This window comes from Pedobacter sp. MC2016-05 (genome assembly GCF_026239735.1).
Taxonomy (GTDB): Bacteria; Bacteroidota; Bacteroidia; order Sphingobacteriales; family Sphingobacteriaceae; genus Pedobacter.
Window position 1 is genome coordinate 86,220 of sequence record NZ_JAPIVT010000017.1, and the last position, 25,627, is coordinate 111,846.

22 protein-coding genes are annotated in these 25,627 nt (G+C 37.0%); 12 read left to right on the forward strand and 10 right to left on the reverse strand.

What is annotated here, in order from left to right:
• From nusA to OQZ33_RS18720, 3 genes are all read left to right on the forward strand, one after another.
• Entirely contained in the window at nt 1–1,245 is a 1,245-nt protein-coding gene (gene nusA / locus OQZ33_RS18710) for a transcription termination factor NusA (RefSeq protein WP_265800813.1), read from the forward strand.
• 62 nt (nt 1,246–1,307) lie between these two features.
• Nucleotides 1,308–4,382, forward strand: a complete 3,075-nt coding sequence (gene infB / locus OQZ33_RS18715) for a translation initiation factor IF-2 (RefSeq protein ID WP_265800815.1) — start codon at nt 1,308–1,310, stop codon at nt 4,380–4,382.
• 91 nt (nt 4,383–4,473) lie between these two features.
• A complete protein-coding gene (locus OQZ33_RS18720; protein ID WP_265800817.1) occupies nt 4,474–5,568 on the forward strand; it encodes an acyltransferase family protein in 1,095 nt (364 codons plus the stop codon).
• On the opposite strand, the gene OQZ33_RS18725 is transcribed toward OQZ33_RS18720, so the two are convergent.
• Entirely contained in the window at nt 5,565–6,374 is an 810-nt protein-coding gene (locus tag OQZ33_RS18725; protein ID WP_265800818.1) for a DUF4422 domain-containing protein, read from the reverse strand. The two genes, OQZ33_RS18720 and OQZ33_RS18725, sit on opposite strands and share 4 nt — an antisense overlap.
• Complete coding sequence (glf, locus tag OQZ33_RS18730; RefSeq protein WP_265800819.1) at nt 6,367–7,491, reverse strand: UDP-galactopyranose mutase; 1,125 nt, start codon at nt 7,489–7,491, stop codon at nt 6,367–6,369. Before glf ends, OQZ33_RS18725 begins: the two co-directional genes overlap by 8 nt.
• 155 nt (nt 7,492–7,646) lie before the next feature.
• On the opposite strand from glf, the gene OQZ33_RS18735 reads away from it, so the two are divergent.
• Nucleotides 7,647–8,603 carry a glycosyltransferase gene (locus tag OQZ33_RS18735; protein ID WP_265800820.1) on the forward strand — a complete coding sequence of 319 codons (957 nt, stop codon included), beginning with the start codon at nt 7,647–7,649 and terminating at the stop codon, nt 8,601–8,603.
• Between the two features lie 5 nt (nt 8,604–8,608).
• Nucleotides 8,609–9,508 (forward strand): glycosyltransferase, encoded by a 900-nt coding sequence (locus OQZ33_RS18740; protein ID WP_265800822.1) that lies wholly within the window; start codon nt 8,609–8,611, stop codon nt 9,506–9,508.
• On the opposite strand, the gene OQZ33_RS18745 is transcribed toward OQZ33_RS18740, so the two are convergent.
• From OQZ33_RS18745 to OQZ33_RS18770, 6 genes are all read right to left on the reverse strand, one after another.
• A complete protein-coding gene (locus OQZ33_RS18745; protein WP_265800823.1) occupies nt 9,486–10,265 on the reverse strand; it encodes a glycosyltransferase family 2 protein in 780 nt (259 codons plus the stop codon). The two genes, OQZ33_RS18740 and OQZ33_RS18745, sit on opposite strands and share 23 nt — an antisense overlap.
• Before the next feature lie 32 nt (nt 10,266–10,297).
• Nucleotides 10,298–11,248, reverse strand: a complete 951-nt coding sequence (locus tag OQZ33_RS18750; protein ID WP_265800824.1) for a glycosyltransferase family 2 protein — start codon at nt 11,246–11,248, stop codon at nt 10,298–10,300.
• Between the two features lie 11 nt (nt 11,249–11,259).
• A complete protein-coding gene (locus tag OQZ33_RS18755) occupies nt 11,260–13,080 on the reverse strand; it encodes an ABC transporter ATP-binding protein (RefSeq protein ID WP_265800826.1) in 1,821 nt (606 codons plus the stop codon).
• A 170-nt stretch (nt 13,081–13,250) separates the two neighbouring features.
• The gene (locus OQZ33_RS18760; RefSeq protein ID WP_265800827.1) at nt 13,251–14,054 is read right to left on the reverse strand and encodes a DUF5672 family protein; all 804 of its coding nucleotides are present in this window, start codon (nt 14,052–14,054) and stop codon (nt 13,251–13,253) included.
• A 24-nt stretch (nt 14,055–14,078) separates the two neighbouring features.
• On the reverse strand, nt 14,079–15,137 hold the full coding sequence (locus tag OQZ33_RS18765) for a glycosyltransferase family 4 protein (protein WP_265800828.1): 1,059 nt from the start codon (nt 15,135–15,137) through the stop codon (nt 14,079–14,081).
• Nucleotides 15,138–15,193: 56 nt separating this feature from the next.
• Nucleotides 15,194–16,069: a glycosyltransferase family 2 protein gene (locus OQZ33_RS18770; RefSeq protein WP_265800829.1), complete on the reverse strand. Its 876-nt coding sequence runs from the start codon at nt 16,067–16,069 to the stop codon at nt 15,194–15,196.
• 67 nt (nt 16,070–16,136) lie between these two features.
• On the opposite strand from OQZ33_RS18770, the gene meaB reads away from it, so the two are divergent.
• On the forward strand, nt 16,137–17,036 hold the full coding sequence (meaB, locus tag OQZ33_RS18775) for a methylmalonyl Co-A mutase-associated GTPase MeaB (RefSeq protein ID WP_265800831.1): 900 nt from the start codon (nt 16,137–16,139) through the stop codon (nt 17,034–17,036).
• Nucleotides 17,037–17,094: 58 nt separating this feature from the next.
• Here the strand turns inward: meaB and OQZ33_RS18780 are convergent, their stop codons facing one another.
• Nucleotides 17,095–18,384 carry an aminopeptidase P family protein gene (locus OQZ33_RS18780; RefSeq protein WP_265800833.1) on the reverse strand — a complete coding sequence of 430 codons (1,290 nt, stop codon included), beginning with the start codon at nt 18,382–18,384 and terminating at the stop codon, nt 17,095–17,097.
• A 171-nt stretch (nt 18,385–18,555) separates the two neighbouring features.
• Between OQZ33_RS18780 and OQZ33_RS18785 the strand changes: the two genes are divergently transcribed.
• The 6 genes from OQZ33_RS18785 to OQZ33_RS18805 all read left to right on the forward strand — a co-directional run bounded on the left by OQZ33_RS18785 (nt 18,556) and on the right by OQZ33_RS18805 (nt 24,942).
• A complete protein-coding gene (locus OQZ33_RS18785; protein ID WP_265800834.1) occupies nt 18,556–19,929 on the forward strand; it encodes an OmpA family protein in 1,374 nt (457 codons plus the stop codon).
• Nucleotides 19,930–20,029: 100 nt separating this feature from the next.
• Nucleotides 20,030–20,167 (forward strand): DUF6728 family protein, encoded by a 138-nt coding sequence (locus OQZ33_RS24380; RefSeq protein ID WP_323670582.1) that lies wholly within the window; start codon nt 20,030–20,032, stop codon nt 20,165–20,167.
• A 5-nt stretch (nt 20,168–20,172) separates the two neighbouring features.
• Nucleotides 20,173–20,553, forward strand: a complete 381-nt coding sequence (locus OQZ33_RS18790) for a RidA family protein (protein ID WP_265800835.1) — start codon at nt 20,173–20,175, stop codon at nt 20,551–20,553.
• A 2-nt stretch (nt 20,554–20,555) separates the two neighbouring features.
• Complete coding sequence (locus OQZ33_RS18795; RefSeq protein ID WP_265800836.1) at nt 20,556–21,458, forward strand: EamA family transporter; 903 nt, start codon at nt 20,556–20,558, stop codon at nt 21,456–21,458.
• A gap of 4 nt (nt 21,459–21,462) precedes the next feature.
• A complete protein-coding gene (recG, locus tag OQZ33_RS18800; protein WP_265800837.1) occupies nt 21,463–23,568 on the forward strand; it encodes an ATP-dependent DNA helicase RecG in 2,106 nt (701 codons plus the stop codon).
• Between the two features lie 90 nt (nt 23,569–23,658).
• Nucleotides 23,659–24,942 carry an MFS transporter gene (locus OQZ33_RS18805; RefSeq protein ID WP_265800838.1) on the forward strand — a complete coding sequence of 428 codons (1,284 nt, stop codon included), beginning with the start codon at nt 23,659–23,661 and terminating at the stop codon, nt 24,940–24,942.
• Nucleotides 24,943–25,402: 460 nt separating this feature from the next.
• Here OQZ33_RS18805 and OQZ33_RS18810 read toward each other — a convergent pair whose 3' ends face one another.
• Nucleotides 25,403–25,618 (reverse strand): PLDc N-terminal domain-containing protein, encoded by a 216-nt coding sequence (locus OQZ33_RS18810; RefSeq protein WP_265800840.1) that lies wholly within the window; start codon nt 25,616–25,618, stop codon nt 25,403–25,405.
• Between the last annotated feature and the right edge of the window lie 9 nt (nt 25,619–25,627).

Genomic DNA, 25,627 nt, shown 5'->3' on the forward strand with positions numbered 1-25,627 from the left:
ATGAGTACTACAACAATTAATTTGATCGACTCTTTTCAGGAGTTTAAGGATTTTAAAAATATAGATCGCCCTACGGTGATCAGTGTGTTGGAAGAAGTTTTCCGTAGTATGTTGCGTAAAAAATACGGAACAGACGAAAACTGTGACGTAATTGTGAATCCGGACAATGGGGATTTGGAAATCTGGAGAACGAGAAAGGTAATGGAGGATGGGTTTTCTGAAGATGACGATCTCGAAATTGAACTTGCAGAGGTTTCTAAATTAGACACTACTTTAGAAGTTGGTGATGATTATATCGAGCAAATTACCTTAGAGAGTTTTGGTCGCAGAGCGATTTTAGCTGCACGCCAAACATTGGTTTCAAAAGTATTGGAGTTAGAGAAAGACGAAATCTTCAAAAAATATAAAGATCGTGTAGGTGAAATTATCACCGGCGAAGTTTATCAGGTTTGGAAGAAAGAAACTTTGGTTTTAGATGATGAAGGTAACGAGCTTTTAATGCCTAAAACTGAGCAGATTCCCGCGGATTATTTCAAAAAGGGTGATTCTGTGAGAGCTGTAATCTCGAAAGTAGAAATGATTAACGCGAATCCAAAAATTATCATTTCAAGAACAGCACCAGAATTTTTACAACGTTTGTTCGAATTGGAAGTTCCGGAGATTTTCGACGGTTTAATTACCATTAAGAAAATTGTTCGTGAACCAGGTGAACGTGCTAAAGTTGCGGTAGAATCTTACGATGATCGTATTGATCCGGTAGGTGCTTGCGTGGGTATGAAGGGATCCCGTATCCATGGTATCGTACGCGAATTGAAAAACGAAAATATTGATGTGATTAACTTCACAAATAACATTTCATTATATATTACCCGTGCTTTAAGCCCGGCAAAAATCACTTCTATTAAATTGGATGATGAAACTAAACATGCATCGGTTTACTTAAAACCAGATCAGGTTTCATTGGCAATCGGACGTGGCGGACACAATATTAAACTGGCTGGTAAATTAACCGGTTATGAAATTGATGTGTATCGTGAAGCTGGTGAAGAAAGCGACGAAGATGTGGATCTAGAAGAATTCTCAGATGAGATTGATAGCTGGATTATTGATGAATTAAAGGCTATCGGTTGCGATACTGCTAAAAGTGTATTAGCACTAACAGTAGAAGATTTGGTAAAACGCACCGACTTAGAAGAAGAAACCATTAAAGAAGTGGTTCAGATTTTACAGTCAGAATTTGAATAAGTGGTGTAATTGCCAAATAAACACTACTTTTGTATTATTAAGAATAAAATAACAGGAGCTAAATGTCAGACGACAAACCAATCATTTTAATTAAAGCTATTAAAGAACTTAATATAGGCATGGGTACGGCCGTTGAGTTTTTAAACAAAAAGGGATTCTCTGCCGAGAAAAGCCCTATGTTTAAACTTACGGGAGACATGTATAATGCCTTATTGAAAGAGTATCAGGGAGATAAGATCGTAAGAGAAGAAGCCAAACAAATAGTGATTGGTAAAATACGTCGTGACGAGCCTGAGACTGAAAAGCCAGTAGAAGCGCCGAAGAAAAATACCGACTTTGAAAAAAGCGATGAGATTCTGATTAAGAATGCTCAGACATTTAATCCTCCGGCAGAGAAACCTAAGGTTGCTGAAACACCAGCACCTCAGACAGAGACTCCTGCTCCTGCGGCAGCAGAACCAGTGAAAGAAACCAAGGTTGAAGATAAAGCGGAGGAAACCGGTTTGCCAGGCGTGAAAATTGTAGGAAGGATCGATTTAAATGATCTTAACTCGAAAACGCGTCCTTCTAAAAAGGAAGAAGCACCTGTTGCTCCACCTGCACCAGCCGCTAAAGCAGAGGAGCCAGCTAAACCAGTTGAGCAACCAAAAGCAGAAGAAAAACCTGTAGAGGTTAAAAAGGAAGAAGCTCCGGTAGCTCAGCCTGCTCCATCAGCTCCAGTTACTCCAGAAGTTAAAACACCAGAGCCAGCTAAACCAGTTGAACAACCTAAAGCGGAAGAAAAACCTGCTGAGGTTAAACCGGTAAGTAATGAGCCTGAAGTTATAAAAGCACGTACTGTTAAATTAACTGGCCCTAATATTATTGGTAAAATTGTTTTACCGACTACGCCAGATAGAAGAAATGGTCCTGTAGCCTCATCTAGCGATAGTGAAGCTGCAAAACGTAAACGTAAACGTAAAAAAACTCCCGGAGCTCCCGGTCAGCCAGGGCAACATGGTGGTCAAGGCCAACAAGGGCAAAATCCTGCAGGCCAAGGCCAGGGTGGTGCGCCAGGGCAACCACGTCAACCTTATCAAGGTAACAGACCAGCGAGTGGCACACCTTACCAAGGTAACAGACCGGCCGGACAAGGCGGAACTCCTTATCAAGGAAACAGAAATAATAACAGACCAGGTTTCCAAAATAGAAACGCTACACCTAGCGGACCTAAGGAAGAACCTACTGAGAAAGAAATTCAAGATCAGATTAAAGCAACGCTTGCCCGTTTAAGTGGAGCTGGTAAGTCTGGTAAATTTGCTCAACGTGCTAAATTACGTCGTCAGAAACGTGATGATGTAGCTTATAATGCAGAAGAAGCAGCAAATGAGCTTGAATCTCAATCGAAAATATTAAAGGTAACAGAATTTGTTACGGCAAATGAGTTGGCGAGCATGATGGATGTTCAGGTAACCAAAATTATTGGTACTTGTATGAGTCTTGGCATGTTCGTATCAATCAATCAACGTTTAGATGCTGAAACTTTAACCATCGTTGCTGATGAGTTTGGTTACGAAATCCAATTCGTTAAACCAGATGAAGATGAAGAAAACGTAATTGAAGAAGTTGATAACGAAGCAGACTTAATCGAAAGAGCCCCGGTTGTGACGATTATGGGTCACGTCGATCACGGTAAAACTTCATTGCTGGATTATATCCGTAAGGCAAATGTGGTTGCTGGTGAGGCAGGTGGTATCACGCAGCACATTGGTGCATACATGGTAACTACGCCTTCAGGCAAAAAAGTAACTTTCTTAGATACGCCTGGTCACGAAGCCTTTACAGCGATGCGTGCCCGTGGTGCTAAGGTTGCCGATATTGCCATTATCGTTATTGCTGCGGATGATGCTGTGATGCCTCAAACAAAAGAGGCAATTAACCACGCACAAGCAGCAGGCGTACCATTGGTATTTGCTTTTACTAAAGTGGATAAACCAGGTGCCAATGCAGATAAAGTTCGTGAGCAGTTATCAGTAATGAACATTTTGGTTGAGGATTGGGGTGGTAAATATCAATCACAAGAAATCTCAAGCAAAAGCGGTTTAAATGTAGATTTACTTTTAGATAAAGTATTATTAGAAGCTGAATTATTAGAACTTAAAGCTAATCCGAATAAGAGAGCTACAGGTTCAGTAATTGAATCAGCATTAGATAAAGGTCGTGGTATTGTAACTACAGTATTGGTTCAGGCTGGTACTTTGAGAGTTGGAGATCCAATTTTGGCTGGTAGTTATAGCGGACGTGTAAAAGCGTTAACCAACGAACGTGGTATGAAGGTAGAATCTGCAGGCCCATCACAGCCAGTACAGGTTCTGGGTATGCAAGGCGCACCTACAGCGGGTGACCGTTTCAACGCTTTAGAAAGTGAAACTGAAGCACGTGATATTGCAAACAAACGGATGCAGTTGCAACGTGAGCAAGGTTTACGTACACAGAAACACATTACCTTGGATGAGATCGGTCGTCGTTTGGCTATCGGTAACTTTAAAGAGCTTAACATCATTGTTAAAGGTGATGTGGATGGTTCGATCGAGGCATTGGCCGATTCATTGTTGAAATTATCGACAGAGCAAATCCAAATCAACATCATTAGTAAAGGTGTTGGTCAGATTTCAGAGTCTGATGTGTTATTAGCTTCTGCTTCAGATGCGATCATTATCGGTTTCCAGGTTCGTCCATCAACAGGCGCACGTAAATTAGCGGAAGCCGAGCAAATCGATATCCGTTTATATTCGATCATCTATGATGCGATCAACGAGATCAAATCGGCAATGGAAGGGATGTTGGATCCAGAATTTGAAGAGAAAATTGTGGCTAACGTTGAAATTCGTGAAACCTTCAAAATCACTAAAGTGGGTACCATCGCAGGTTGTATGGTATTGGATGGTAAGATCACCCGTAACAGCAAAATCCGTATCGTTAGAGATGGAGTTGTGGTTTACACAGGCGAGTTAGCATCATTGAAACGCTTTAAAGATGATGTGAAAGAAGTGAATAAAGGTTACGAGTGTGGTTTAAACATTCAAAACTTTAACAACATCGAAGTTGGCGATATCGTAGAAGCTTACGAACAAGTAGAAGTAGCTAGGAAATTGTAATATTTCCCATACATAAATGTTAAAGAGTCCCGAATTTATTCGGGACTCTTTTTTTTAGTTGATATTAGCCTTTTATCTACCTAAACTATTAATGGATATTGAATTAAAAAAGAATGAAATCCCTGTAAAAAAGAGCTTCGATTTTGTTGATACTATTAGATGTATCTCAATGATTGGGATAGTTTATGAGCACTCAGCAGTATTGTGGGGCTTAAAGTATACCAGCACTGCTGATACTTGGTTACAAATTATGGCTATGCAATTTTGGAAATTTGCTACAATAGCTTTTTTTATTATTGGCGGCTTCTTGATCAACTATAAGTTTACTGAATATACACCATTACAATATCTAAGCAGAAGGTTTAAGAATACGATTAAACCGTGGCTTTTCTGGATCATTGTTCTGGTTATGCTAAATCTTCTACACAATTGGATATTGCATGTAAAATCTGGGGATGATCTTTTTAGCGGAATGACTCCACTTGGCTATTTCGCAGAGCAGTTCAGATATATTTTATTCGAAAGCAGCTTTTGGTTCATTTTAAATTTTTTAATATGTATCAGCATATTATTGATTTTTAAACGCTACCTCTACAACCTTTGGTTTGGCCTATTATGGGGAGTAGTGTCTTTGGTATATAGTGTTAACCTTTATCAAGAATGGTTTGTAACCCACCATTCTGCTGCTTTATTCGGATTTGTTTTTTATTTATGGCTTGGAGTGTATCTAAACCGTTATTATGATAAGGTGATGGCATTTGTTAGGCAATTTAAGTGGAGCTGGTTAATCATCATTAACCTCACTTTCTTTGTTTTGTCCTGTCTAGAAGTTATTCACCTTGTTAATGAAGGTTCCAATGATCAATATAATACCCTAAGGATTTCGAATATAGCTTATTCACTAACCATGTTTTTTTTACTTCTTAAAATCGGCAGTATTAAATTTATCGATAGAAAATTAACACCGAGAGCTACAACCTTCGGTATCTATTTGATACATCAGATTTTGATTATACGTCTTTTGCCTGAAGTGTTCAAATGGAATAAATGGAATTTCACAACTTTTAGCGTCGTAGAAAATATTGGCTATTCAATTTTGAGGTTCGCAATTGTTTACTTATTGGCCTTCGCTTTGACACATGTTATTCTCAAAACGAAACTTAAATGGGCCGTTGGTGGCAGTTAGGTAAAAAATAGAACAGGAAGTTCGTGCTTTGGTAATTTATTATGGAAAACATAAAGGTTGAAAAGTCGCTCTGAAAAGAAACCAAAAACACGCCTTTGATATTCATATTCGCTTAGCCTGATCTTTTTCTCAAGTTCGAATAAAATTGAAAATAGCCAGCTACAATAATCATTAAAGATTTTAGTATTGGAAATAAACATATTGTAGCAATGCATTTTAGTTTCTTGATCAAAGAAACTATCAAAAGAACACTCGTAATCTGGGTATAACTTTATTAGAGTGGTGCGCATTAAATGCCAGTCTTCGGGAATATGATTATAGATGTAGTGCATTTTAATGGTAGCCTTCACTTTGAGTTCTAAGCTAAGATGAGCTGGATTTGGAACTATAATCCTTCCTGCTAAAAGCGCCTCTGTGACGTTATCTTTTAATTGCTGCGAGCAAACATCTTCTAACAATGATTTATCAAAATTTTTGTTATAGCTTTCTGTTTGATCAATAATTTGCTTGTTAGAAAATAGTTTCTTCTTTACTTTTATTTTTGGTAGTACGAAATACCTTCTGTAGTGGCAAAACCCAATCCACTTCGTATCAATAGTGTCTAGGTTCTTCCATATCCAAAATAAGGCCGTTAGTTCGCTAAAGGTCTTATTTTTGTGCGCTATATTTTCGCCTGTATCATCTGAGACAAAGCCTAATTCTAATTTGGAAAAAGTTTTGCCTACCTGTATAGGCTGGATATAGTCGCAACTCGGACTATCGAAATCCTTATGGAAAACTGAAAATATAATTAAATCTTTATTCACCTCTTAATTCAACCTTAGATTTAGCTAATGCAGAAGCAATAACCTGATGCATATCGTAATATCTATATTCTGCCAATCGTCCACCAAAAATTACCTTCGTTTCTTTTTCTGCCAATAGCTGATATTTCCTCAACAAAGACATGTTTTTTTCATTATTAACAGGGTAATATGGTTCGGCATTTTTAATGCCCTTAAGTGGATATTCTTTTGTAATTACTGTTTTGGGTTGTGTTCCAAATTCGAAATGCTTGTGCTCATATACTCTGGTATATGGCGTTTCCGCGTCGGTAAAATTGATTACAGCATTTCCCTGATAGTTATCGATTTCATGAATTTCCAATTCATATCTCAGGCTTCTATATTCTAGCTCACCAAACTGAAAGTCGTAAAATGCATCGATTTTGCCAGTAAAAACGATATTTTCGGCTATATTAAGCCAATAATTTCGGTCCTCAAAAAAATCAACATTTAGCTTGATTTCGCAATTTTTCAACAATCCATCTATAATCTTATTATAGCCACCAATAGGAATACCTTGATACTTATCATTGAAATAGTTGTTGTCAAAGGTGAACCTTACAGGTAATCTTTTGATAATAAAAGCTGGTAGGTCTGTAGCTTTAGTTCCCCATTGCTTTTCTGTATAATGTTTGATTAGCTTTTCATAGATATCAGTGCCAACAAGCTTTTGAGCTTGCTCTTCAAGATTTTTTGGTTCGTCTATATCTAAATGCTGTATTTGTTTAGCGATTACTTTTAGAGCCTCTTCCGGGGTTTTTGTTCCCCAAAGTTTGTAAAAAGTATTCATGTTAAAAGGCAAATTATAAAGCTCTCCTTTATAATTTGCAATAGGCGAATTTGTATACCGATTAAATTCAGCAAATTGATTTACATAATCCCATAAAAATTTATCATTGGTGTGAAAAATATGAGCCCCATACCAGTGTACATTAATATCTTCAATTTTTTTGCAATGAATATTTCCGCCAGAATGATCTCTTTTATCAATAATTAAACAGCTTTTTCCTGCTTTAGTCATTTCATGAGCGAAAGTTGCGCCGAAAAGACCAGAACCAACAATCAAATAATCATATTTCTTATTTTTAATATCTTTCATTAAAAAGGCGTATTTTCTTATTGAAAACTCATTTGCCGTAAAAATACAACTTCAAATGGTTAACCAAATCATTTTAACATTTAAGAGAATAAGCATATGCACAATTTAATAATTGCTTATGGTGTATTTAAATAGATTCGCTACTTTCGTTGGAGATGAATAGATCTAGTCTCCCGTTAATATCTATTGTGCTGTGTACATACAATGGTGAAAGGCACTTAAAGTATCAGTTAGATAGCTTGGTGGCTCAAACCTATAAAAACATAGAAATAGTAATCGTTGATGATTGCTCTGATGATAACACTAGATCAATTTTGTCAGACTATCTATCACGTTATGCTCACATCAATTTATTTTTTAATCTTGAGAATTTAGGTTTTAATAAAAACTTCGAGAAAGCGATAACGTTGGCAAAGGGAGAATTCATTTCAATTTGTGATCAAGATGACATATGGGATTTGGATAAGATAGAGGAGTTGATGGCGAATATTGGAGATAAAGGGATGATATTTTCAAATTCTAGATTGATAGATGAAGATGGCTTATCAATGAATAGACTTCTCTTAGCGGCTCCAAACTTTAATCTTTTAGATTACAAGTCTATCTTGATCAATAATTTTGTTGCCGGGCACACCATTTTGGCGAAAACTATTTTTTTAGAAAAAACTTTACCGTTTCCAGATTACGGGTATTACGATTGGTGGATTGGTTTTTTAGCCATCTATCACCAAGAAATAGTATTTTTAGATAAATGTTTAACAAGTTATCGAATTCATTCAAATTCAGTCATTCAAAAAGAAGTTTCATCGCCTGATTCGGTGGCGATTACTTTAGCTCAATACAAAACAAGCAGGTATCATCAGGAAATTTTTTATGATTTTCTTAAGAAGAATAATAATGAAAGCTTTATGAGGCCATTAGTTTTACTTTATTCAAAAAAAACAAATATTATAGAGCGGAAATACATCTTAATGTTTCTGATATATCATTACAACACACTCTTTCCTTTGCATAAGCGTCGAAGGATAACAAGTACTACGAGGTTTAAAATTGTTGATCGCTATTTAAAGGATGTACTTGAATGTAAACTTCAAGTCTTGGGTTTTATTTAAAAAATATGATTTCAATTATTATAGCTTCTACGAGCAAAACATTATTAGAGAAGGTCGAAAATAATATTAAAACTAACGCAGGCGTTCCATTTGAAGTAATCAGCTTCGATAATAGTAATGGAAAAATCGGTCTCTGTGAGATATACAATCGGGGAGCAAAACAGGCTCGATATGATATTCTTTGCTTTATGCATGAGGATATAACAATTCATACCAAGAATTGGGGTAAAATTGTTGCTGATATTTTCGAAAGCAATGCAAAACTAGGCTTAATCGGGATCGCTGGAAGTCAATATAAATCTTTGGCTCCATCAGGTTGGCATTGTTATGATATTGATGCGTTAGAGATCATGTATTACAATATTATTCAAAATTATAAGTATATAGATAAGGAAGCTACAAAAGATTATTCGAATGAGACGGACACAAAACTGGCTAGGGTAGTTTGTTTAGATGGCGTGTGGATGTGCTGTACAAAAGAAGCTATCAATTCGTATGCTTTTGATGAGAATCTTTTGCAAGGTTTTCATGGTTATGATTTAGACTTTTCTTTGGGGATCAATCAAACTCATGAGGTTGCAGTTACATTTGAGGTGTTGATCGAGCACTATTCTGAAGGAAAATTTAATAAAGATTGGTTGCGGGAGATTTTAAAGATTCACGCAAAATGGAGTAGATACCTGCCAATAAATTTTACAAATTTAGATGACGAAAAACTTAAAAGAGGAGAGTTGAGGGCATTTAAGAATATTTTTAGAAGGATGTGCAGAGAGGGGTTTAAATCAATGGAAATGTTCCGGGTTATCCAAGCAAGCAGAGCTTCTAAACTAATCACCTTGGATTTTTACCTAACACTAATTGCGAAGGCCACGAAGTATGGGCTCAAACGCCTCTTGATTTCCTAATTTGCCGATTAATTTCTCTTTTTGCTTTAAATAACCGGTTTAAATAGGAGAAATAGCCCCTCTTTTTCCATTTGTATTCGTAATAGAAACGTTCTCTTGTAGTCATTTTCATCTGTTCCTGCAACTCGAAAGTTTTAAGTGTTTTGCTTTCAAGGTGATCAACTATTGAGGTTGTTACTAACGCATGTTTGATATTATATTTTTCAAGTGTTGTAGCATAGTCGTTATCCGCATACCAGAAAGTAAATTTTTCATCTAAAAGCCCCGTTTTTTCAAGATTACTTCTCTTAAAAAATAAGCACCATCCCGCCACTTCTTTCCTAACTTCATAGCCTATATGCACGCCTGAATTCAAAGAAATACCAATTGCCGGATGATGTATCGAGCAAATTGGGCTTGCACTACTTAATTCAGGATTTTCTTCAAATGCGCTCAATATTTCTGAAGCCCAGTTTGGATGAAAAAGAAGATCATTATTACAGATGCACAAATATGGGTTCTGCGTAAGCTTGATTCCAATATTCATAAACTTATGGTAACCAAACGGCACATTAGGGTATACGGTTGTAGTGTTAGCATAATTAAATGGCCCGAGACTAAGTTCAGACTCAATTACAACGATATTGAATACAATTTGATCCTGATTTTCTGAATTGATTAGGGATTTAATTCCCTGCTCAGTCATTTGCTTTAAAATATCATTTTTCGCATAACTTAGAATAATTACGTCTATTTTAACAGGCTGAATTGTACTCATTTTACTATTTGTAGGATATGAAACTATACTTTTTATTTGGTAAAAAGTTTTCTTTTGAGGTTAAGGGCTTTAATAAATGCTTTTAGAAAAGCTGCAGTGCTCGGCATTTCTTTATAATAACGAACATATTTGCTTAGTTCATAAAGATGAGTGTATGCCATCATTTTTTTATAAGTATCGATTCGAAGCTCATCATTTCTTGTAATAAGTTTCATTTTTTCGGCCTCAATCAAATTCGATTGGAGTATGTTATCTTTTGCAAGATCTCTAAATGAAATCTCAGCTTCAATAATTTTGACTGACTGTTGAGAGGCACTCTCTTTATGAACACGTACTAATGCTATTGCGGCATTATGATCCAAAAAACCGAAACAAAAATTAGCAGTAGCAGCCCTGAACCAAAAGTCCCAATCTTCAAGATAGTGCATTCCTTTTCTAAAGTTTCCGATTTTATCTATCACACCTCTTTTAATCAACGGGCTTTGTATTACTAGTGGATTGCGGATTAAAAAATCAGATATAACCTGATAACCGCAACCATGAACAGGTTGAACTAATGTTTTATTTCTCAACGTAAAATCTGAATAGAGCATTTTGGGGTTACTGGTCTCAAAATATCTGTAATCCGTAACGGAAATGTCTACTCTGGGATTGGCTTCGAGATAAGAAATTTGTAGGTCCAATTTTTTTTCAGATATGAGATCATCAGCGTCTAAAAACTGTATAAATTCTCCTTTAGCTAATTTTAAACCGAGGTTCCTCGCCACGGCAACACCTTGGTTAACCTGTTTTATATACGAAAATCTTGAATCGGAATTCAGGAAAGATTGAACTATTCCATCAGTATCGTCATTTGAACCATCATCAATAATGATTGCTTCCCAATTATTATAGGTTTGAGAAATTAAACAGGTTAATGTTTGTGCTATTAAATGTCCATAATTATAGGTCGGAATAATTATTGAAACCATATCATTTGCCATTTTGAAGACGGTTAATCACCAAACGCCTGCATGTCGATCAATCTGCGATAAAGCCCATTTTGTGTCATCAGTTCCGTATGGCTTCCTGTTTCTACCACCTCACCTTTATCAATCACGACGATTTTATCAGCATGTTGAATGGTGCTTAAACGATGCGCAATAACAATTGATGTGCGGTTTTTCATCAGATTATTCAAAGCTTCCTGAACCAATTTTTCCGATTCTGTATCTAACGCTGATGTAGCTTCATCAAGCAACATGATTGGAGGGTTTGCCAATACCGCCCTTGCGATGCAAACGCGTTGTCTTTGCCCGCCAGATAATTTATTGCCCCTGTCTCCAACTGTAGATTGATAACCATTTTCGGTATTCAATATAAAATCGTGGGCATTTGCAATTTTTGCAGCCGCTATTACTTCGGCCTCAGTGGCATTTGGTTTAGCAAAGGCAATATTGTTAAAAATAGTATCGTTGAATAAAAAAGATTCTTGATTTACCGTCCCCATTTTAGATCTGATACTCTCTACCATCAAATCTTTATAATCCTGGCCGTCTATCTTTAATGTGCCGGTTTTTGGATCATGGAAGCGAGGAATCAAGTCCATTAAAGTACTCTTACCTCCTCCTGAGGGTCCAACAAGCGCAACAGTTTTCCCTTTTTCAATCTCAATATTGATGTTTTTTAGTACCTGCTTATCCCCATAGAAAAAAGATACGTTACTAAAAGTCAGCGCTTGATTAAATTTTTGAAGTTCTATAGCATCAGGATTATCAATTAGTTCCGGTTTCGTATCTATTAAGTCTAGAACCCGTTCACCTGCAGAAATGCCAGAATGAATACCACTAAAAGAATCGGTTATAGCTTTAATAGGCTGCATAACCTGAGAAAAGGTTGCTAAATAAACAACAAACTCGGCTGCTTCCAAATCTCCTTTACCACTTAAAATCATGGTTCCCCCATACAAAAGGATAAAAACCACCACAATTACGCCCAGTGTTTGCGAAACCGGAGATGCGGACTGTTGTCGCCTAGCCATCTTTCTATTTAAAAAAGAATAGAATTTATTTTCTTCATCGAATTTTTGGGTAACTCTTGAAGTTGCATTGAATGCCTTTATAATTTTAATGCCGCTAAGCGACTCATCTAGAAAGCCAATCATTTTCGCAAAAGATTCGTGTGATTGTGTAGCTTGCTGCTTTAATCTTTTTACTATTTTACTAATAATAAATCCAGAGACTGGAATCACCAACAGCGAAAAAAACGTTAGTTTTAATGAAATGGAAACTAACACGCCGATATAGAATAAAAGCTGTACGGGTTCTTTGAATATGACCTGGAGCGTATTGGTTACCGTAAACTGGACCACTTGAACGTCTGAAGCAACTTTTGAAATAATATCTCCTTTACGTTCGTTGTTGAAAAAACCGACATGAAGATTCATGACATTATTGAAAACGGTTTTCCTTAAATTCAGTAATGTGTGAACACGTAAATCTTCCATAAAGCGCTGAGAAAAATAACGGAAAAAATTAGACAAGATTACAGTTACTACAATGACGGCACAAATTACTTTCAAAGCATGGATTTTATCGTCAGCAATTACCTCGTTCATGAAGTTGTTAAACTGGCCCAGAAAATCGAATGTGCCCTTGGTTTCCGCTACCTTATCCGTTTCGATAACTTTCCCTAAAAATAAAGCCTGCATTAAAGGGCCAAGTAGGGTAAAAAGAAACGTATTAAAAATAATTGCGAATAGCGTAGCGATAACATATGGAATAGCGAATTTCTCAATTGGCTTGGCAAATGATAATAGGCGAAAATAAATCTTCATTATATGAAAATGGATATATATTAATGAGAAAATCTAAAATTTGCGCTCTAAGAACGCTAAATAACAACTTCGCAAATGTACGCTTTTCAAATAAACCTGCTTAAAATCAAACATCGCATTCTTTTAATATTACAATGATGTTGAATTTTCAGCACATTAATGGATACTTCTTAAATGGTATAGCCGAGTTTTTGAAATACAGGTTTCCAATAATCTAAGTAATGATCCCAGTCATGGCATCCAAATGGTAAATCTGCAATTTTTAACTTTCTTAACTTAATAGGTGGAACTTCAATTGCAAATTTTAGGGCAGTTTCACAATCTGGAATATTCAGCAATCTATTTTCCCTATTTACCTCAATGCTCCAGAAAACATCCTCGTTATATAAATTCCCTCCAAAAGAAAGATATTTTTCTATTGTTGGGCGCAGAAGTAAACTTAAATCATAGAATTTTTTCACTTTTCTTAATGAAAATCCTCCATTGCCTACCTGATTATGTAATTGATATTGATTGGGCTGCGTATTGTCTGCTCTATTAAACCGAGATGTAATATGATGCTTGATTTTTAAAAACTGTAAAGACAGGGTGCTTTTGTGATACGTTTTTTTAATCCAGGGTGCGCCGATATAATCCCATTTCTGGCTACACCAAAAATTCAACTGATCTGAGAAAACAAAGCAATCCATTTGATAGATTAGAATATATTCATAATCTAGGAATGCTTTATAAAACTGGGCGGAGAGCATAAGCTTGTTATAGCCGGAGATGCTTGTAAAATAATGATTGTCAAAACTAACTATTTGGTGAAAGTTTACTGTACCTGCTGCTGCTGCCGGAAGGTTGAAATCTATGGGTTTTATTGCAATCTTGTCGTGATTGGCTAATACTTTTTCGCATTGCTGTAGTGCTATCTCCTCATAAGCAGATAGTTTATCTTGATAAAATGGAATTACTACGGCAACTTTTTTCAATTTAATAAACTTGATAACAAATGTTTACTCTTCAAGGCATTTCTGGTACAAACTTAAATATTGGTTGGCGGCAATATCCCAGGTAAATTTTTCGGCTTGCTTTACCATTTCATTAGCTCTGTTCCGCTCAATAAAATCTTTCATGCCGTTGGTGAAAACACTTTGCATGTGCGCGGGCTCGAAGTTGTCGAAATAGTAGGCGGCATCTCCTCCAACTTCAGGCAATGATGTAAACTTCGATAAGAATACTGGTTTGCCAAAATGCATCGCCTCAATAATTGGCAAACCAAAGCCTTCAGCAACAGACGGAAACAAGAATGCACTACAGTTTTTATAATACCAGGCCTTATCTTCATCGCTAATCTGGCCGATGATATGTACCCGGTCTGTACAGTTATATTTTTCTGCCTCTTCTAAAATCCGTTGCTTATGCGGGGTTTCACGGCCAGCAATTACCAGCTCAAAATCGTTATTTTCTAATAATGAAGGTAATAAGTGGAATCCTTTTTGAACTGATAAAAGTCCAATAGTGAAAAGAAAATTTTTCTTCGGGCTGAAACCTGGTTGATGTTGGGCATTAGCTACCAACTTATCGGCACCATTGTAAATCACTTGTATCTTTGACGCCGCTTCGGGGAAATAGTGTTTAACATCGTTAGCTACAAATTGCGAAATACATACAATTTCATCACATTGAGATATCAATTTACCAAGTTTTTTGAGATAAACTTTAATGCGATGAGGCCGGCTGAATTTCAAATGAACCTTGTTCATATCATGAACAGTCATTATTTTTTTTGCATTTACTTTACTTGGCCGCAACCTACACGTTTGGTCAGAAAGATGAACAACGTCAAAATCATTTCTACCTTTAAAAAATAACCGATCTAATCTGGACAGATAAATAATATTAACCAAGCCATCAAATAAATATTGAGTTTTTTTAAATAGATAAAATTTTAGCTCAAACTTTCCTTTATTTTGTTTAATTAGCGCATCTCCGAGTCCCTTTCCGAAAGAAAAATAGCCACAGTTGGCATCTTTCATAGAATCAAAAGTGACTAAAACATGAGGTTTTTTCATTAAAGAAGGTTTTTTTTATTAAAGTTAAGGCAAATATAGGTAGTTTAAATTACCGCTTACTTTACAATTTTATAGTTTCGATACTCAAACAAACGCCACCCAGTCCGATCTTCAATTTTTTGCAGCAGCTTTCTTCTGAAAGTCATTCTCGGCGTCTCTTTAGTGAGGTCTTTATCGAATTTCCAGTTTGCTGCCTCAATTCTTGTGGCCATCACCTTCGGATGTGTGCCTTTAAAGTGAACTAGCCGATCGGCATTATGCATGTCGAAAGTTTCCTGCACGGGATAGTTTTCTTCAATCCATTCTTCAGTTTGATAAAATTGATTGAAGTTTCTCACTTTTCCCTGCAAACCTTTGGGCGGTTTTACCCAGCCGTAATGATAAATATAGGCATCAATCAACTTCACTCTCAGTTTACGATCGTTAATTCGAAAGCCTTGAGCATCCCGGTAAGAGCGAACTCCAGGAAGATTTTTAATAATTCTAACCTCTCTTCGATACCAACGGCGAGATTCTGCCAGGTAATCGTAAGAAGCGTAAAAGTGTTTGTATTTTAACAAAAGTGCTTCAACGTTACTGTTCTTCCACTCTTGCTCCATCTCCGTTTTGATCAATGGGAGGTAGTCTTCATGAATGGCTTCATCACCCTGTATGTACATCATCCAATCGGTATCTGGAGATATGGCTGCAATGGCTTTGTTGGTCTCGTCTGCAAAAACTCTTCCGCCTTCGCGGATAGATTCATCCCAAACGGTGTTGATAATTCTGATTTTTGGACCAATGTTGCTCACCAACTCCGCGGTTGTGTCACTAGAATCGCCCAGCGCAATGATAAATTCGTCACACAACGGCAGTACAGAAAGTATGGCTTCTTTAGCAGGATAATCATTTGCAATCGCATTTCTTAAGAAGGTAAATCCGGTTACTTTCATTCGGGATATTGGTTTTTGCGCTTGGTGGCTAATTATTTTGTTAATTTGTACAAAGATAGTTTTATTGATGAATACCCATCTATCCATTTTAAGCGAAGTAAAGGCCGGTAATTACAGGACATTGGCGAGGGCATTAACGCTCGTTGAAAATGATATTGCGCCGGCGGATTTGATTCTGAAAAATCTGGATAGCCAATCGGCTAAAGTGGTGGTTGGTATTACCGGCCCACCTGGTGCGGGTAAAAGTACCCTGGTTAATGCAATTACAAATCATTTCACCGCTAAAAGCCAACGTGTAGCGATCCTAGCGATCGATCCCACCTCGCCGTTTAATTTTGGCTCTTTACTGGGCGATCGAATTAGGATGGCCTCACAATTTAACAATCCAAATGTTTTTATTCGTTCGCTTGCAACCAGAGGTGCTTTGGGAGGTATTTCGGCTAAAACCATTGAAATGGTAGATGTGCTAAAAGTTTCGAATTTTGACCTGATTATTGTTGAAACGGTTGGGGTAGGTCAATCGGAAGTCGAAATTGCTGGACTTGCAGACAAAACAATTGTAGTGTTGGTTCCAGAATCGGGCGATGAGGTGCAAAATATTAAATCAGGTTTGATGGAAATTGCCGATTGCTTTGTGATTAATAAAGCCGATAGGGAAGGAGCTGATACTTTTGCCAATAACTTGAAAAAGATTGTTCATCAAGGCATCAAGACATTGCCTGTCATTAAGACCGTCGCGGATAAAAAACTTGGCATTGATGAATTATGTAAATGGATTTCGAAACCCATTAAGCGTTCCAATCAGCGAAAGGAATTTCTTTTTGCCGAGAAAGCCTGGCGACTGATTCAAAATCAAAAAATGATTGATGTAGATAAAAAAAGGCTGCGAGAAGATATTCAGGCAGCCTTAATAAAAGCAGATTTTAATGTTTATCAGTTTGCAGCAGATTTCGCGAAGAAAAGTTAGCCATTTCAATTTTGGCTAGTGGGACTTGGCACTTCAGACTATCGACTTCAGATTTATTTTAACTATTCATAATACTTTCAATTTCATCAGCCTCTACCGGAATATCAGCCATTAAATCGATATTGCCACTGCCATTGATTAAAATGTTGTTTTCTAATCGAATCCCCAGTCCTTCTTCAGGAATATAAATACCAGGTTCTACGGTTAATATATTTCCCTCGGCAAACGGCGTGTATCTCCCAGCAAAATCGTGTACATCTATTCCCAAATGATGGGATGTACCATGCATAAAGTATTTTTTGTAGGCAGGATAGTTTGGATTTTGGTTTTTAACCTCAGTTGTAGAGATTAAACCTAAATTAATGAGTTGCTCCGACATGATCTCTCCAACCTGTTCATGATAAGTGTTCCAAACGGTATTGGCGACAATGAGTTTAGTAGCTTCCTTCATTACATGTAAAACTGCATTATAAACTTCTTTTTGTCTGGGGGTAAATTTTCCGTTTACAGGAATTGACCGACTCATATCTGCATTGTAATTAGCGTATTCAGCCCCAAAATCGAAAAGAATCACATCGCCGTCTTTACACTCCTGATTGTTGTCATTATAATGAAGAATGTTTGCATTGTGGCCCGAAGCAATAATTGGTGTATAAGCATGTCCTGTTCCGCCCTGCCTTATAAATTCATGGATAATTTCAGCTTCAATCTCATATTCCTTTACTCCAGGTTTAGTAAATTTTAACACCCTTACAAAAGCATCCCGTGTAATGGCACAAGCTTTTCTAGTCAGTTCAATTTCCAGCTCAGATTTTACAGCCCTTAAACCACGCATAATTGGAGCAGAGCGCTCATAATGGTGCAATGGATATTTTGAGCGCATCTGTTCAATAAATCGAACATCGCGATATGGAACTGAATGTGAATACCTATCATTTTCATTTGTATTGAGATAAATATGATCTGCATAATGTACAATGCTGTGCAGTACGTTATCGAAATCCTCTAACCAATATATATTTTCTATGCCAGAAGCGGCTCTTGCTTGCTCTTTTGTATATTTATATCCTTCCCATACCTTAATATAATCGTTGGTCTGTCTTAAAAACAGGACTTCTCTGTACAAAGGATTAGGACAATTAGGATATAGGAGTAATATTGTTTGCTCTTGATCAATTCCTGATAAATAAAATAAATCTGGATTTTGTTTAAAGATAAAATTTTGATCACCACTTCTAGGGAACTCATCAGCTGCATTGAATATAGCTAACGAATTGTTCTTTAGTTGTTTAGTGTAGTTTTTTCTGTTTAATATAAAAAGTGATTGATCAATTTGGGGATATTTCATAGTTATTACAGTTTTAATCAGGTAATGGCCAAATGTAAGAAAATGATTAAATAGAGAGAAGTTTGGAACGGAGTTTGTATAAAAGTTTGAAAATTTAAATTTTTGTTTAATTTTGCGATTACTAAAAAATTAATCAATTAGATTGTTTACCCTTAAAAAGAAAAAAAGATTATGAATTATTCTACTTTAAAGAAAAGTGTTGCGCTTTCTTTAGTGGCCTTAACAGGAGTTGCTACTCTTGCTGTCGCTCAAGATGCACCTGCAACAACTTCTGGTACCAAGGCATTTGGTGGCAGAGGTCAGTACAGAACTTGGTCAATTGGTTTGAACGGTGGTGTTTTGATGCCAATCGCTCCAATCAGCAGTACTAATGATTACAACAAATGGGATGTTAACCTAGGTTACGGTTTGAATATCCGTAAACAATTAGGTCATTCTTTTGCATTAGAATTGAATGGTACACGTGGTAAAATCTCTGGCTCAAATGACGCTGCATTCACAGGTGCTGGTTCTACAAACAGAGAATTTGAAACTGAATTACAATATGCGGTAGATTTACGCGGTGTTGTAAACTTGGGATCTATCGACTTCTTACGTCGTGAGAATTCAGTTGGTTTCTTTTTAACTGCTGGTTACGGTTATATGGCTTATGCACCAAAGGTTACTTTGAATAACGGTACCGTTATTGATTGGAAAGGTAACGCTGGTGGTAATGACGGAAATGGTAACAGCGTTGTTAAGACAGGTGAAAGAAATGACTACGTTAAAGGTTTCTACATTCCAGTAGGTGCTGGTGTTAAGTTCAAAGTATCTGAGCGTGTTAATTTTAACTTAGGTTATACTATGAACTTTGTTGATGCTGATAACTTAGACGGAACTTATGCAAAAGGCACTTCACAAGATAAATTCTCTTACGGATATGCTGGATTAGAATTTTCTTTAGGTTCTTCTGCAAAACCAAGTTTAGAGTGGTCTAACCCATTAGCTACAATGTATGATGAGTTAAAAGATCCTACTTTACGTCAGGAAGTTGAAGCTTTGAAAAACCGTGTATCTAACGTAGAAAAATCTGTTGAAGATTTGAAAAAAGATACTGATGGTGATGGTGTTGCTGATCAATTCGACAAATGCCCAGGAACTCCTGCAGGTACTGCTGTTGATGGTTCAGGATGTCCGCTTCCTAAATTTCAAGCTGATTCGACTTCAACTGGTAATGTAACAGGTTTCGAAAAAATCAGTTTTGATTTCAACTCATCAGTTTTAAAAACTGAAGCTTATCCAACTTTAGATAAATTATCTTCAGTGTTACGTGAAAACGGTGGTAAAGTAACTGTAAACGGTTACGCTTCAAGCGAAGGTACTGCTGCATATAACATGAAATTATCTAAAGATAGAGCTAATTCTGTTAAAACTTACTTAGTAAACTCTGGTGTTAACGCTAGTCAAGTTGCTACTAAAGGAATGGGTGAAGCTAATCCAATTGCTTCTAACGATACTGAAGAAGGTCGCATCCAAAACCGTCGTGTTGAAACTTCTAGAAACTAGTATTTCAATATAAAGTTTAATAGAAAAGTCCCGATGTAGATCGGGACTTTTTTTATGCCTTTTAATTTTGTGTATAAGGCTTTTTATCTAAGTTTGCATTATGTATTTCTTCAGGAAAAAGGATCCTAACAGGCCAAATAACATCAACATCAAAATTATGCATTTCATCAATGCATTGGCGATCATTATCTTTCTTGCAGGTATAACCTATAAAGTCGTTCAATGGCTTTCTAAATAAATTTTATGAAAAAAATCATTACAACTACAAATGCTCCAGCTCCGATTGGGCCGTATAGCCAGGCGGTACAAGCCGGCAATTTTTTATTCGTTTCAGGTCAGGTAGCTATTAATCCAGAAAATGGAGAGCTAAATTTGGTTAATATCGAAGAAGAAACTCATCAGGTTATGCGCAACTTGAAAGCGGTGCTTTTAGAGGCGGGATTATCTTTCGATAACGTTGTAAAATCAACTATTTTTCTCTCGGATATGGGTACCTTTTCACAAGTAAATGAAATTTATGGTCAGTACTTTACAGCTGATTTTCCAGCCCGTGAAACCGTTCAGGTTTCTGTACTGCCTAAAAATGTGAACGTAGAGATTTCTGTAATTGCGATCGTTCAATAGTTTTGGCAACCGCTAGAGCGAAATACTTTGTAGCTGGCATTATTCCCTACATTATCTGGGGTACAATGTCAATTCCGCTACGGAACATCAAGGGTTTTCCTCCTCAAGAAATTCTTTATTATAGAATATTTGTTTCTATCATAATGGTATGGACAATTATTCTACTTTTCAGGAAAGATGCCTTAAAAAATGATTTCAATTTCTTTAAGAATTTAATATCACCTAAGAAGACCAAGTTCTTGTTATTAACCCTTCTTTCTGCCTTTTTAATAACAGGGAATTGGTTTACATACATCTATGCAGTAAACAGCGTAAGTCTAAGGGCTGCCGCTTTTGCTTATATGGTCTGTCCTCTTCTAACCGCATTGTGTGGGTTCGTTATCCTTAAGGAGCAACTTACCAGGACTAAAGTAATTGCGCTGATTATTGCATCTATGAGCATTGCATTGTTAGCCACAGGGTCTTTACGTGAGGTTTTATGGGCAATACTTATCGCATCATTTTATGCACTTTATGTTATTGTGCTCAAAATAATTAAGGGTATTGATAAGTTCAATTTCTTAGGCGTTCAGTTAATTTTATCAGGTCTGATGTTGTTGCCCATGTATTTGTTTACCCCAAACACATTTCCTGTAGATAATTTTTTTTGGTCGCATATATTTTTAATTGCTGCGGTGTTTACCATTATCCCACTCTTTTTAAATTCTTATGCTTTACTAGGAATGCCATCATCGGCGTTAGGTATTTTAATTTATCTAAATCCTATCGTTGCTTTCGCAGTTGCATTCTTCTATTTTAAGGAACCGATAGATGTGCTTCAGCTTTTCGCCTATTTGCTATTGCTGTTGTCGATTGTTATTTTTAATGCGCAGTTGCTAAAAAGCATTGTTTACAAAAAAGCTTAGAAATTTGTTTCATTCGATTTTAGATACACCAATTGAATTTATAAAAGGCGTAGGACCAAGTCGTGCTGATGTTTTGAAAAAGGATTTAGGTCTTTTTACTTTTCAAGACATGTTAGCGCACTATCCTTTTCGCTATATCGACCGTACAAAGTATTTTAAAATCAATGAAATCAATCCCGATTCGCAATATATTCAGATTATTGGTCGTGTAATCAGCAAAAAGGTTATTGGCGATAAAAGAACGAAGCGGATTGTGGCTGTTTTTAAAGATGAGACGGGTATGATGGAGCTGGTTTGGTTTCAAAGTTTGAAATGGGTAGATGATCATATTACCGTTGGAACAGCTTATGTGGCTTTCGGCAAACCGAATTTATTTAACGGAACGTTCAGTATCTCTCATCCAGAAATGGAACTGTACCAAAACAAACTTGTAGGGAGGGGCAATTTAAGTTTACAGCCTGTTTATAATTCTACTGAAAAACTAAAAAAGTTTACTTTGGATTCAAAGGGGATTCAAAGGTTAATTGCTGGTTTGCTAGATCAAGTTATCACAGAAGTTCCTGAAAACTTGCCTCAGTATATTATTGATAAATATCAGTTGCCAGATAAAAGAAGGGCTTTGCTGAGTATTCATTTTCCAAAAAATCAACAGGATTTGAACGCTGCGGAGAGAAGATTGAAGTTTGAAGAACTTTTTTTTATTCAGCTTCAATTGTTGCATAACAAACAATTGAGACAACTGAAATTTAAAGGGGTGACTTTTGATAAGGTGGGCGAAAAGGTCACTCGATTTTATAAGGAGTTTTTACCGTTTGAACTAACCAATGCTCAGAAGCGTGTTATTAAAGAAATTAGAATTGATACACAACGTGGAGTTCAGATGAACAGGCTTGTTCAGGGCGATGTAGGTAGTGGCAAAACCGCTGTAGCCTTGATGAGTATGCTTTTAGCAAACGATAACGGTTACCAGGCGTGTATGATGGCTCCTACAGAAATTTTGGCTCGACAACATTTCGCCTCAATTACAGAATTGGTAACTGATGATTTGGTTAAAGTTGCAATCCTCACCGGAAGCACCAAGAAAAAAGAGAGGACAATCCTGCATGAGCAACTGGAAAATGGAGAAATAGATATTCTTATAGGAACCCATGCCTTGATTGAGGATAAGGTAAAGTTCAAAAATCTCGGTTTAGTAGTTATTGATGAACAGCATCGCTTCGGGGTAGAGCAGCGCGCGAAGCTTTGGCGGAAGAACATCATTCCGCCACATATTTTAGTGATGACCGCAACGCCGATTCCACGGACGCTGGCGATGACACTCTATGGCGATCTTGATGTTTCCATTATCGATGAACTGCCTGCAGGAAGAAAACCTATCGAAACGCGGCATTTGTTTGAAGGACAACGATTAAGAATGTTCGGGTTCATGAAACAGGAGATTGCTAAAGGCCGACAAGTTTACATCGTTTACCCATTGATAAAAGAAAGCGAAAAGTTGGATCTTTTACACCTTGAAGCCGGTGTAGAGCAGTTGAGTTACCAGTTTCCTCGCCCTGATTATCAAATTAGCATTGTGCATGGTCAGATGCCAAATGCAGATAAACAATTTGAGATGCAACAGTTTATTGATGGAAAAAGCCAGATCATGGTAGCTACTACGGTGATTGAGGTCGGTGTGAATGTTCCCAATGCATCTGTTATGGTAATTGAGAATTCTGAACGCTTTGGGCTTTCCCAATTGCACCAGTTGCGCGGTAGAGTAGGTAGGGGGGCGGAGCAGTCCTTTTGCATTTTAATGAGCGGAAACAAACTCAGTAAAGAAGGTAAAGTACGTTTAGAAACCATGGTGCGAACCAATAACGGTTTTGAAATTTCGGAAATTGACTTGCAGCTTCGTGGTCCTGGGGATATTTCTGGAACCCAACAAAGTGGTATCCTTGATTTGAAGCTGGCAGATTTGGCAAAGGATCAGATTATTCTATCTGAAGCTAGAAATACAGTTATAGAACTTTTTTCAGATGATCCACAATTGGAAAAACCAGAGAATAAAGTTTTGAAACTGCATTTGCAAAAACTAGAGAGAGGCATTTCATTTGATAAAATCTCTTAGTATCGGTTTCTGGTAACAATTCTAATCCGAGTTTAATTCATTTGCGATTTTTAATTTTTCAAACATTAGTTTTGTAGGAAATATTTTCTCGTGGCAGATTCAGATTCCAACCCCATTATAGTTAAACAGGATCCATTCGCAGCATTGCGTTTTAAAGAATTTCGTTCTTTTTTAGGAATGCGTTTTTTCTTTACGTTGGCCTATCAAATGCAGGCTGTGGTTATCGGATATCACATTTACGATTTAACCCACGATGCATTGAAGCTTGGTTTGGTGGGTTTGTGTGAAGCAATCCCTGCGATCGGAATTGCACTCTATGGAGGGTACATCGCCGATAAAAGTGAAAAACGGGGCTTGCTGATTAAAATATTTTCGGGTGTATGGCTTGCTTCGGTGCTCATGCTTATCATCACCAGTAAATATTTAAACCTGAAAGAGGATTTAATTGTACTGATCATGTACGGCTTAGTTTTCTGTATCGGTTTGGCTCGTGGCTTTTTCGGACCAGCGACCTTTTCATTGATGGCCAATATCATCCCGAAGGAACTCTACCCGAATTCGAGCACTTGGAGTAGCAGCAGCTGGCAGCTGGCCACCATTATTGGTCCGCTACTTGGTGGATTAATTAATTGGCTTTGGGGAATCACCGCTGCCTATAGCGTTATCGTTTTTCTAGTTTCAGTGTCACTCGTCTGCATTTTCACTTTTAAAAAGCATCCAGCTACCTTTGCGCCAACACAAAATATCTTTCACAGTTTAAAAGAAGGAATTCAATTTGTCTTTAAAACCAAAATGATGGTTTGGGCAATGAGTTTAGACCTTTTTTCTGTTTTTTTTGGCGGTGCAGTGGCACTGCTTCCCATTTTTGCGAAAGATGTTTTTCACTTAGGTTCATTTGGTTTGGGTATGATGCGTGGAGCAGCCTCATCTGGGGCAGTGATTACGATGCTTTTGATGACGCGATTTTCTCCTATGGGCAAGCCGTGGAGAAATTTGCTCATTGCTGTGACCGGTTTTGGGCTCAGTATTATTTGTTATGGCTTATCCAAAAACTTCTATCTCACGCTTTTCTTTTTGTTTTTAGAAGGGTCTTTTGATAGTGTCAGCGTAATTATACGCCAAACCATCATGCAGCTCCTCACGCCAGATCATATGCGGGGTCGCGTTTCTGCGGTAAATAGCATGTTCATCGGCTCATCAAATGAGATTGGGGAGTTTGAGTCAGGTTTAACGGCAAAATATATGAAACTAGTTCCTGCGGTAGTTTTTGGCGGCAGTATGACCATCGCAATTGCTTTTATTACCTGGTTAAAAACTAAATCTCTTACCAAATTGAGTTTACAGGATATTAATGAGCAAACTGCTAAAGGTTAGTATAAAATATAATAAAACTGGCATCGCTGCCTCTATTGAGCTGGAGCCTGCCTTTTCCGCAATCTTTCTGCGCTGGTTGTGCCGATTCGATTAATAACCAAAAACAAAACGGATTTTAGTACACTTAGGTTTAGCTTAGAGCATATTCTGCATTTTAATAATTGGAAACGAGCTCTTTGCACTCATTAACACGAGCGTAGTGAGTAAGGTAAATGCTAATAAACGCCAGGAACCGTTAAGCTATATTGCAATTGTTAGAAACCAGCGCAGGTGTGAATTATAAAGATGAGCGCAAGTGTAAAAGACTTTCAACAAAACGAAATCTATTGCAAATTGAACCTAATGGACGGGACGGAAAGCCGCTATTTCTCATAGCGCTTGGAGATACAGCGGGGTAGATACAAACTGAAGTATTTCTTACTAAATTTTTATTTTATCAACCCTGGATAAAGCAAAAAGCCTAAAACTTTCTATTCTTACCCCAAATTAAATAAATAATTGACCCTAAAAATGGAGCCAGTAATATGATAACAAACCATAGCGCTTTTACCGGGAACAGCATTCCTTTGTTCCTCGAGATATGATAAAGTGCGGTTAAAATTAGCGCCAACCATAAAATGGCGCCAATTATAATGATTATGCCAATTTCGTTGCTTTCAATTTTTGCTACTAACATAGGATGAAG

What these genes read in the sequence shown, in the direction of transcription:
- OQZ33_RS18780 (WP_265800833.1), bottom strand. Translation starts at nt 18,384, where the DNA reads ATGAAATATCCCCAAATTGATCAATCACTTTTTATATTAAACAGAAAA.
- OQZ33_RS18720 (WP_265800817.1), top strand. Translation starts at nt 4,474, where the DNA reads ATGGATATTGAATTAAAAAAGAATGAAATCCCTGTAAAAAAGAGCTTC.
- OQZ33_RS18765 (WP_265800828.1), bottom strand. Translation starts at nt 15,137, where the DNA reads ATGAAAAAACCTCATGTTTTAGTCACTTTTGATTCTATGAAAGATGCC.
- nusA (WP_265800813.1), top strand. Translation starts at nt 1, where the DNA reads ATGAGTACTACAACAATTAATTTGATCGACTCTTTTCAGGAGTTTAAG.
- OQZ33_RS18750 (WP_265800824.1), bottom strand. Translation starts at nt 11,248, where the DNA reads ATGGCAAATGATATGGTTTCAATAATTATTCCGACCTATAATTATGGA.
- OQZ33_RS18745 (WP_265800823.1), bottom strand. Translation starts at nt 10,265, where the DNA reads ATGAGTACAATTCAGCCTGTTAAAATAGACGTAATTATTCTAAGTTAT.
- OQZ33_RS18785 (WP_265800834.1), top strand. Translation starts at nt 18,556, where the DNA reads ATGAATTATTCTACTTTAAAGAAAAGTGTTGCGCTTTCTTTAGTGGCC.
- meaB (WP_265800831.1), top strand. Translation starts at nt 16,137, where the DNA reads ATGAATACCCATCTATCCATTTTAAGCGAAGTAAAGGCCGGTAATTAC.
- OQZ33_RS18735 (WP_265800820.1), top strand. Translation starts at nt 7,647, where the DNA reads ATGAATAGATCTAGTCTCCCGTTAATATCTATTGTGCTGTGTACATAC.
- OQZ33_RS18755 (WP_265800826.1), bottom strand. Translation starts at nt 13,080, where the DNA reads ATGAAGATTTATTTTCGCCTATTATCATTTGCCAAGCCAATTGAGAAA.
- infB (WP_265800815.1), top strand. Translation starts at nt 1,308, where the DNA reads ATGTCAGACGACAAACCAATCATTTTAATTAAAGCTATTAAAGAACTT.
- OQZ33_RS18770 (WP_265800829.1), bottom strand. Translation starts at nt 16,069, where the DNA reads ATGAAAGTAACCGGATTTACCTTCTTAAGAAATGCGATTGCAAATGAT.
- OQZ33_RS18810 (WP_265800840.1), bottom strand. Translation starts at nt 25,618, where the DNA reads ATGTTAGTAGCAAAAATTGAAAGCAACGAAATTGGCATAATCATTATA.
- OQZ33_RS18740 (WP_265800822.1), top strand. Translation starts at nt 8,609, where the DNA reads ATGATTTCAATTATTATAGCTTCTACGAGCAAAACATTATTAGAGAAG.
- glf (WP_265800819.1), bottom strand. Translation starts at nt 7,491, where the DNA reads ATGAAAGATATTAAAAATAAGAAATATGATTATTTGATTGTTGGTTCT.
- OQZ33_RS24380 (WP_323670582.1), top strand. Translation starts at nt 20,030, where the DNA reads ATGTATTTCTTCAGGAAAAAGGATCCTAACAGGCCAAATAACATCAAC.
- OQZ33_RS18790 (WP_265800835.1), top strand. Translation starts at nt 20,173, where the DNA reads ATGAAAAAAATCATTACAACTACAAATGCTCCAGCTCCGATTGGGCCG.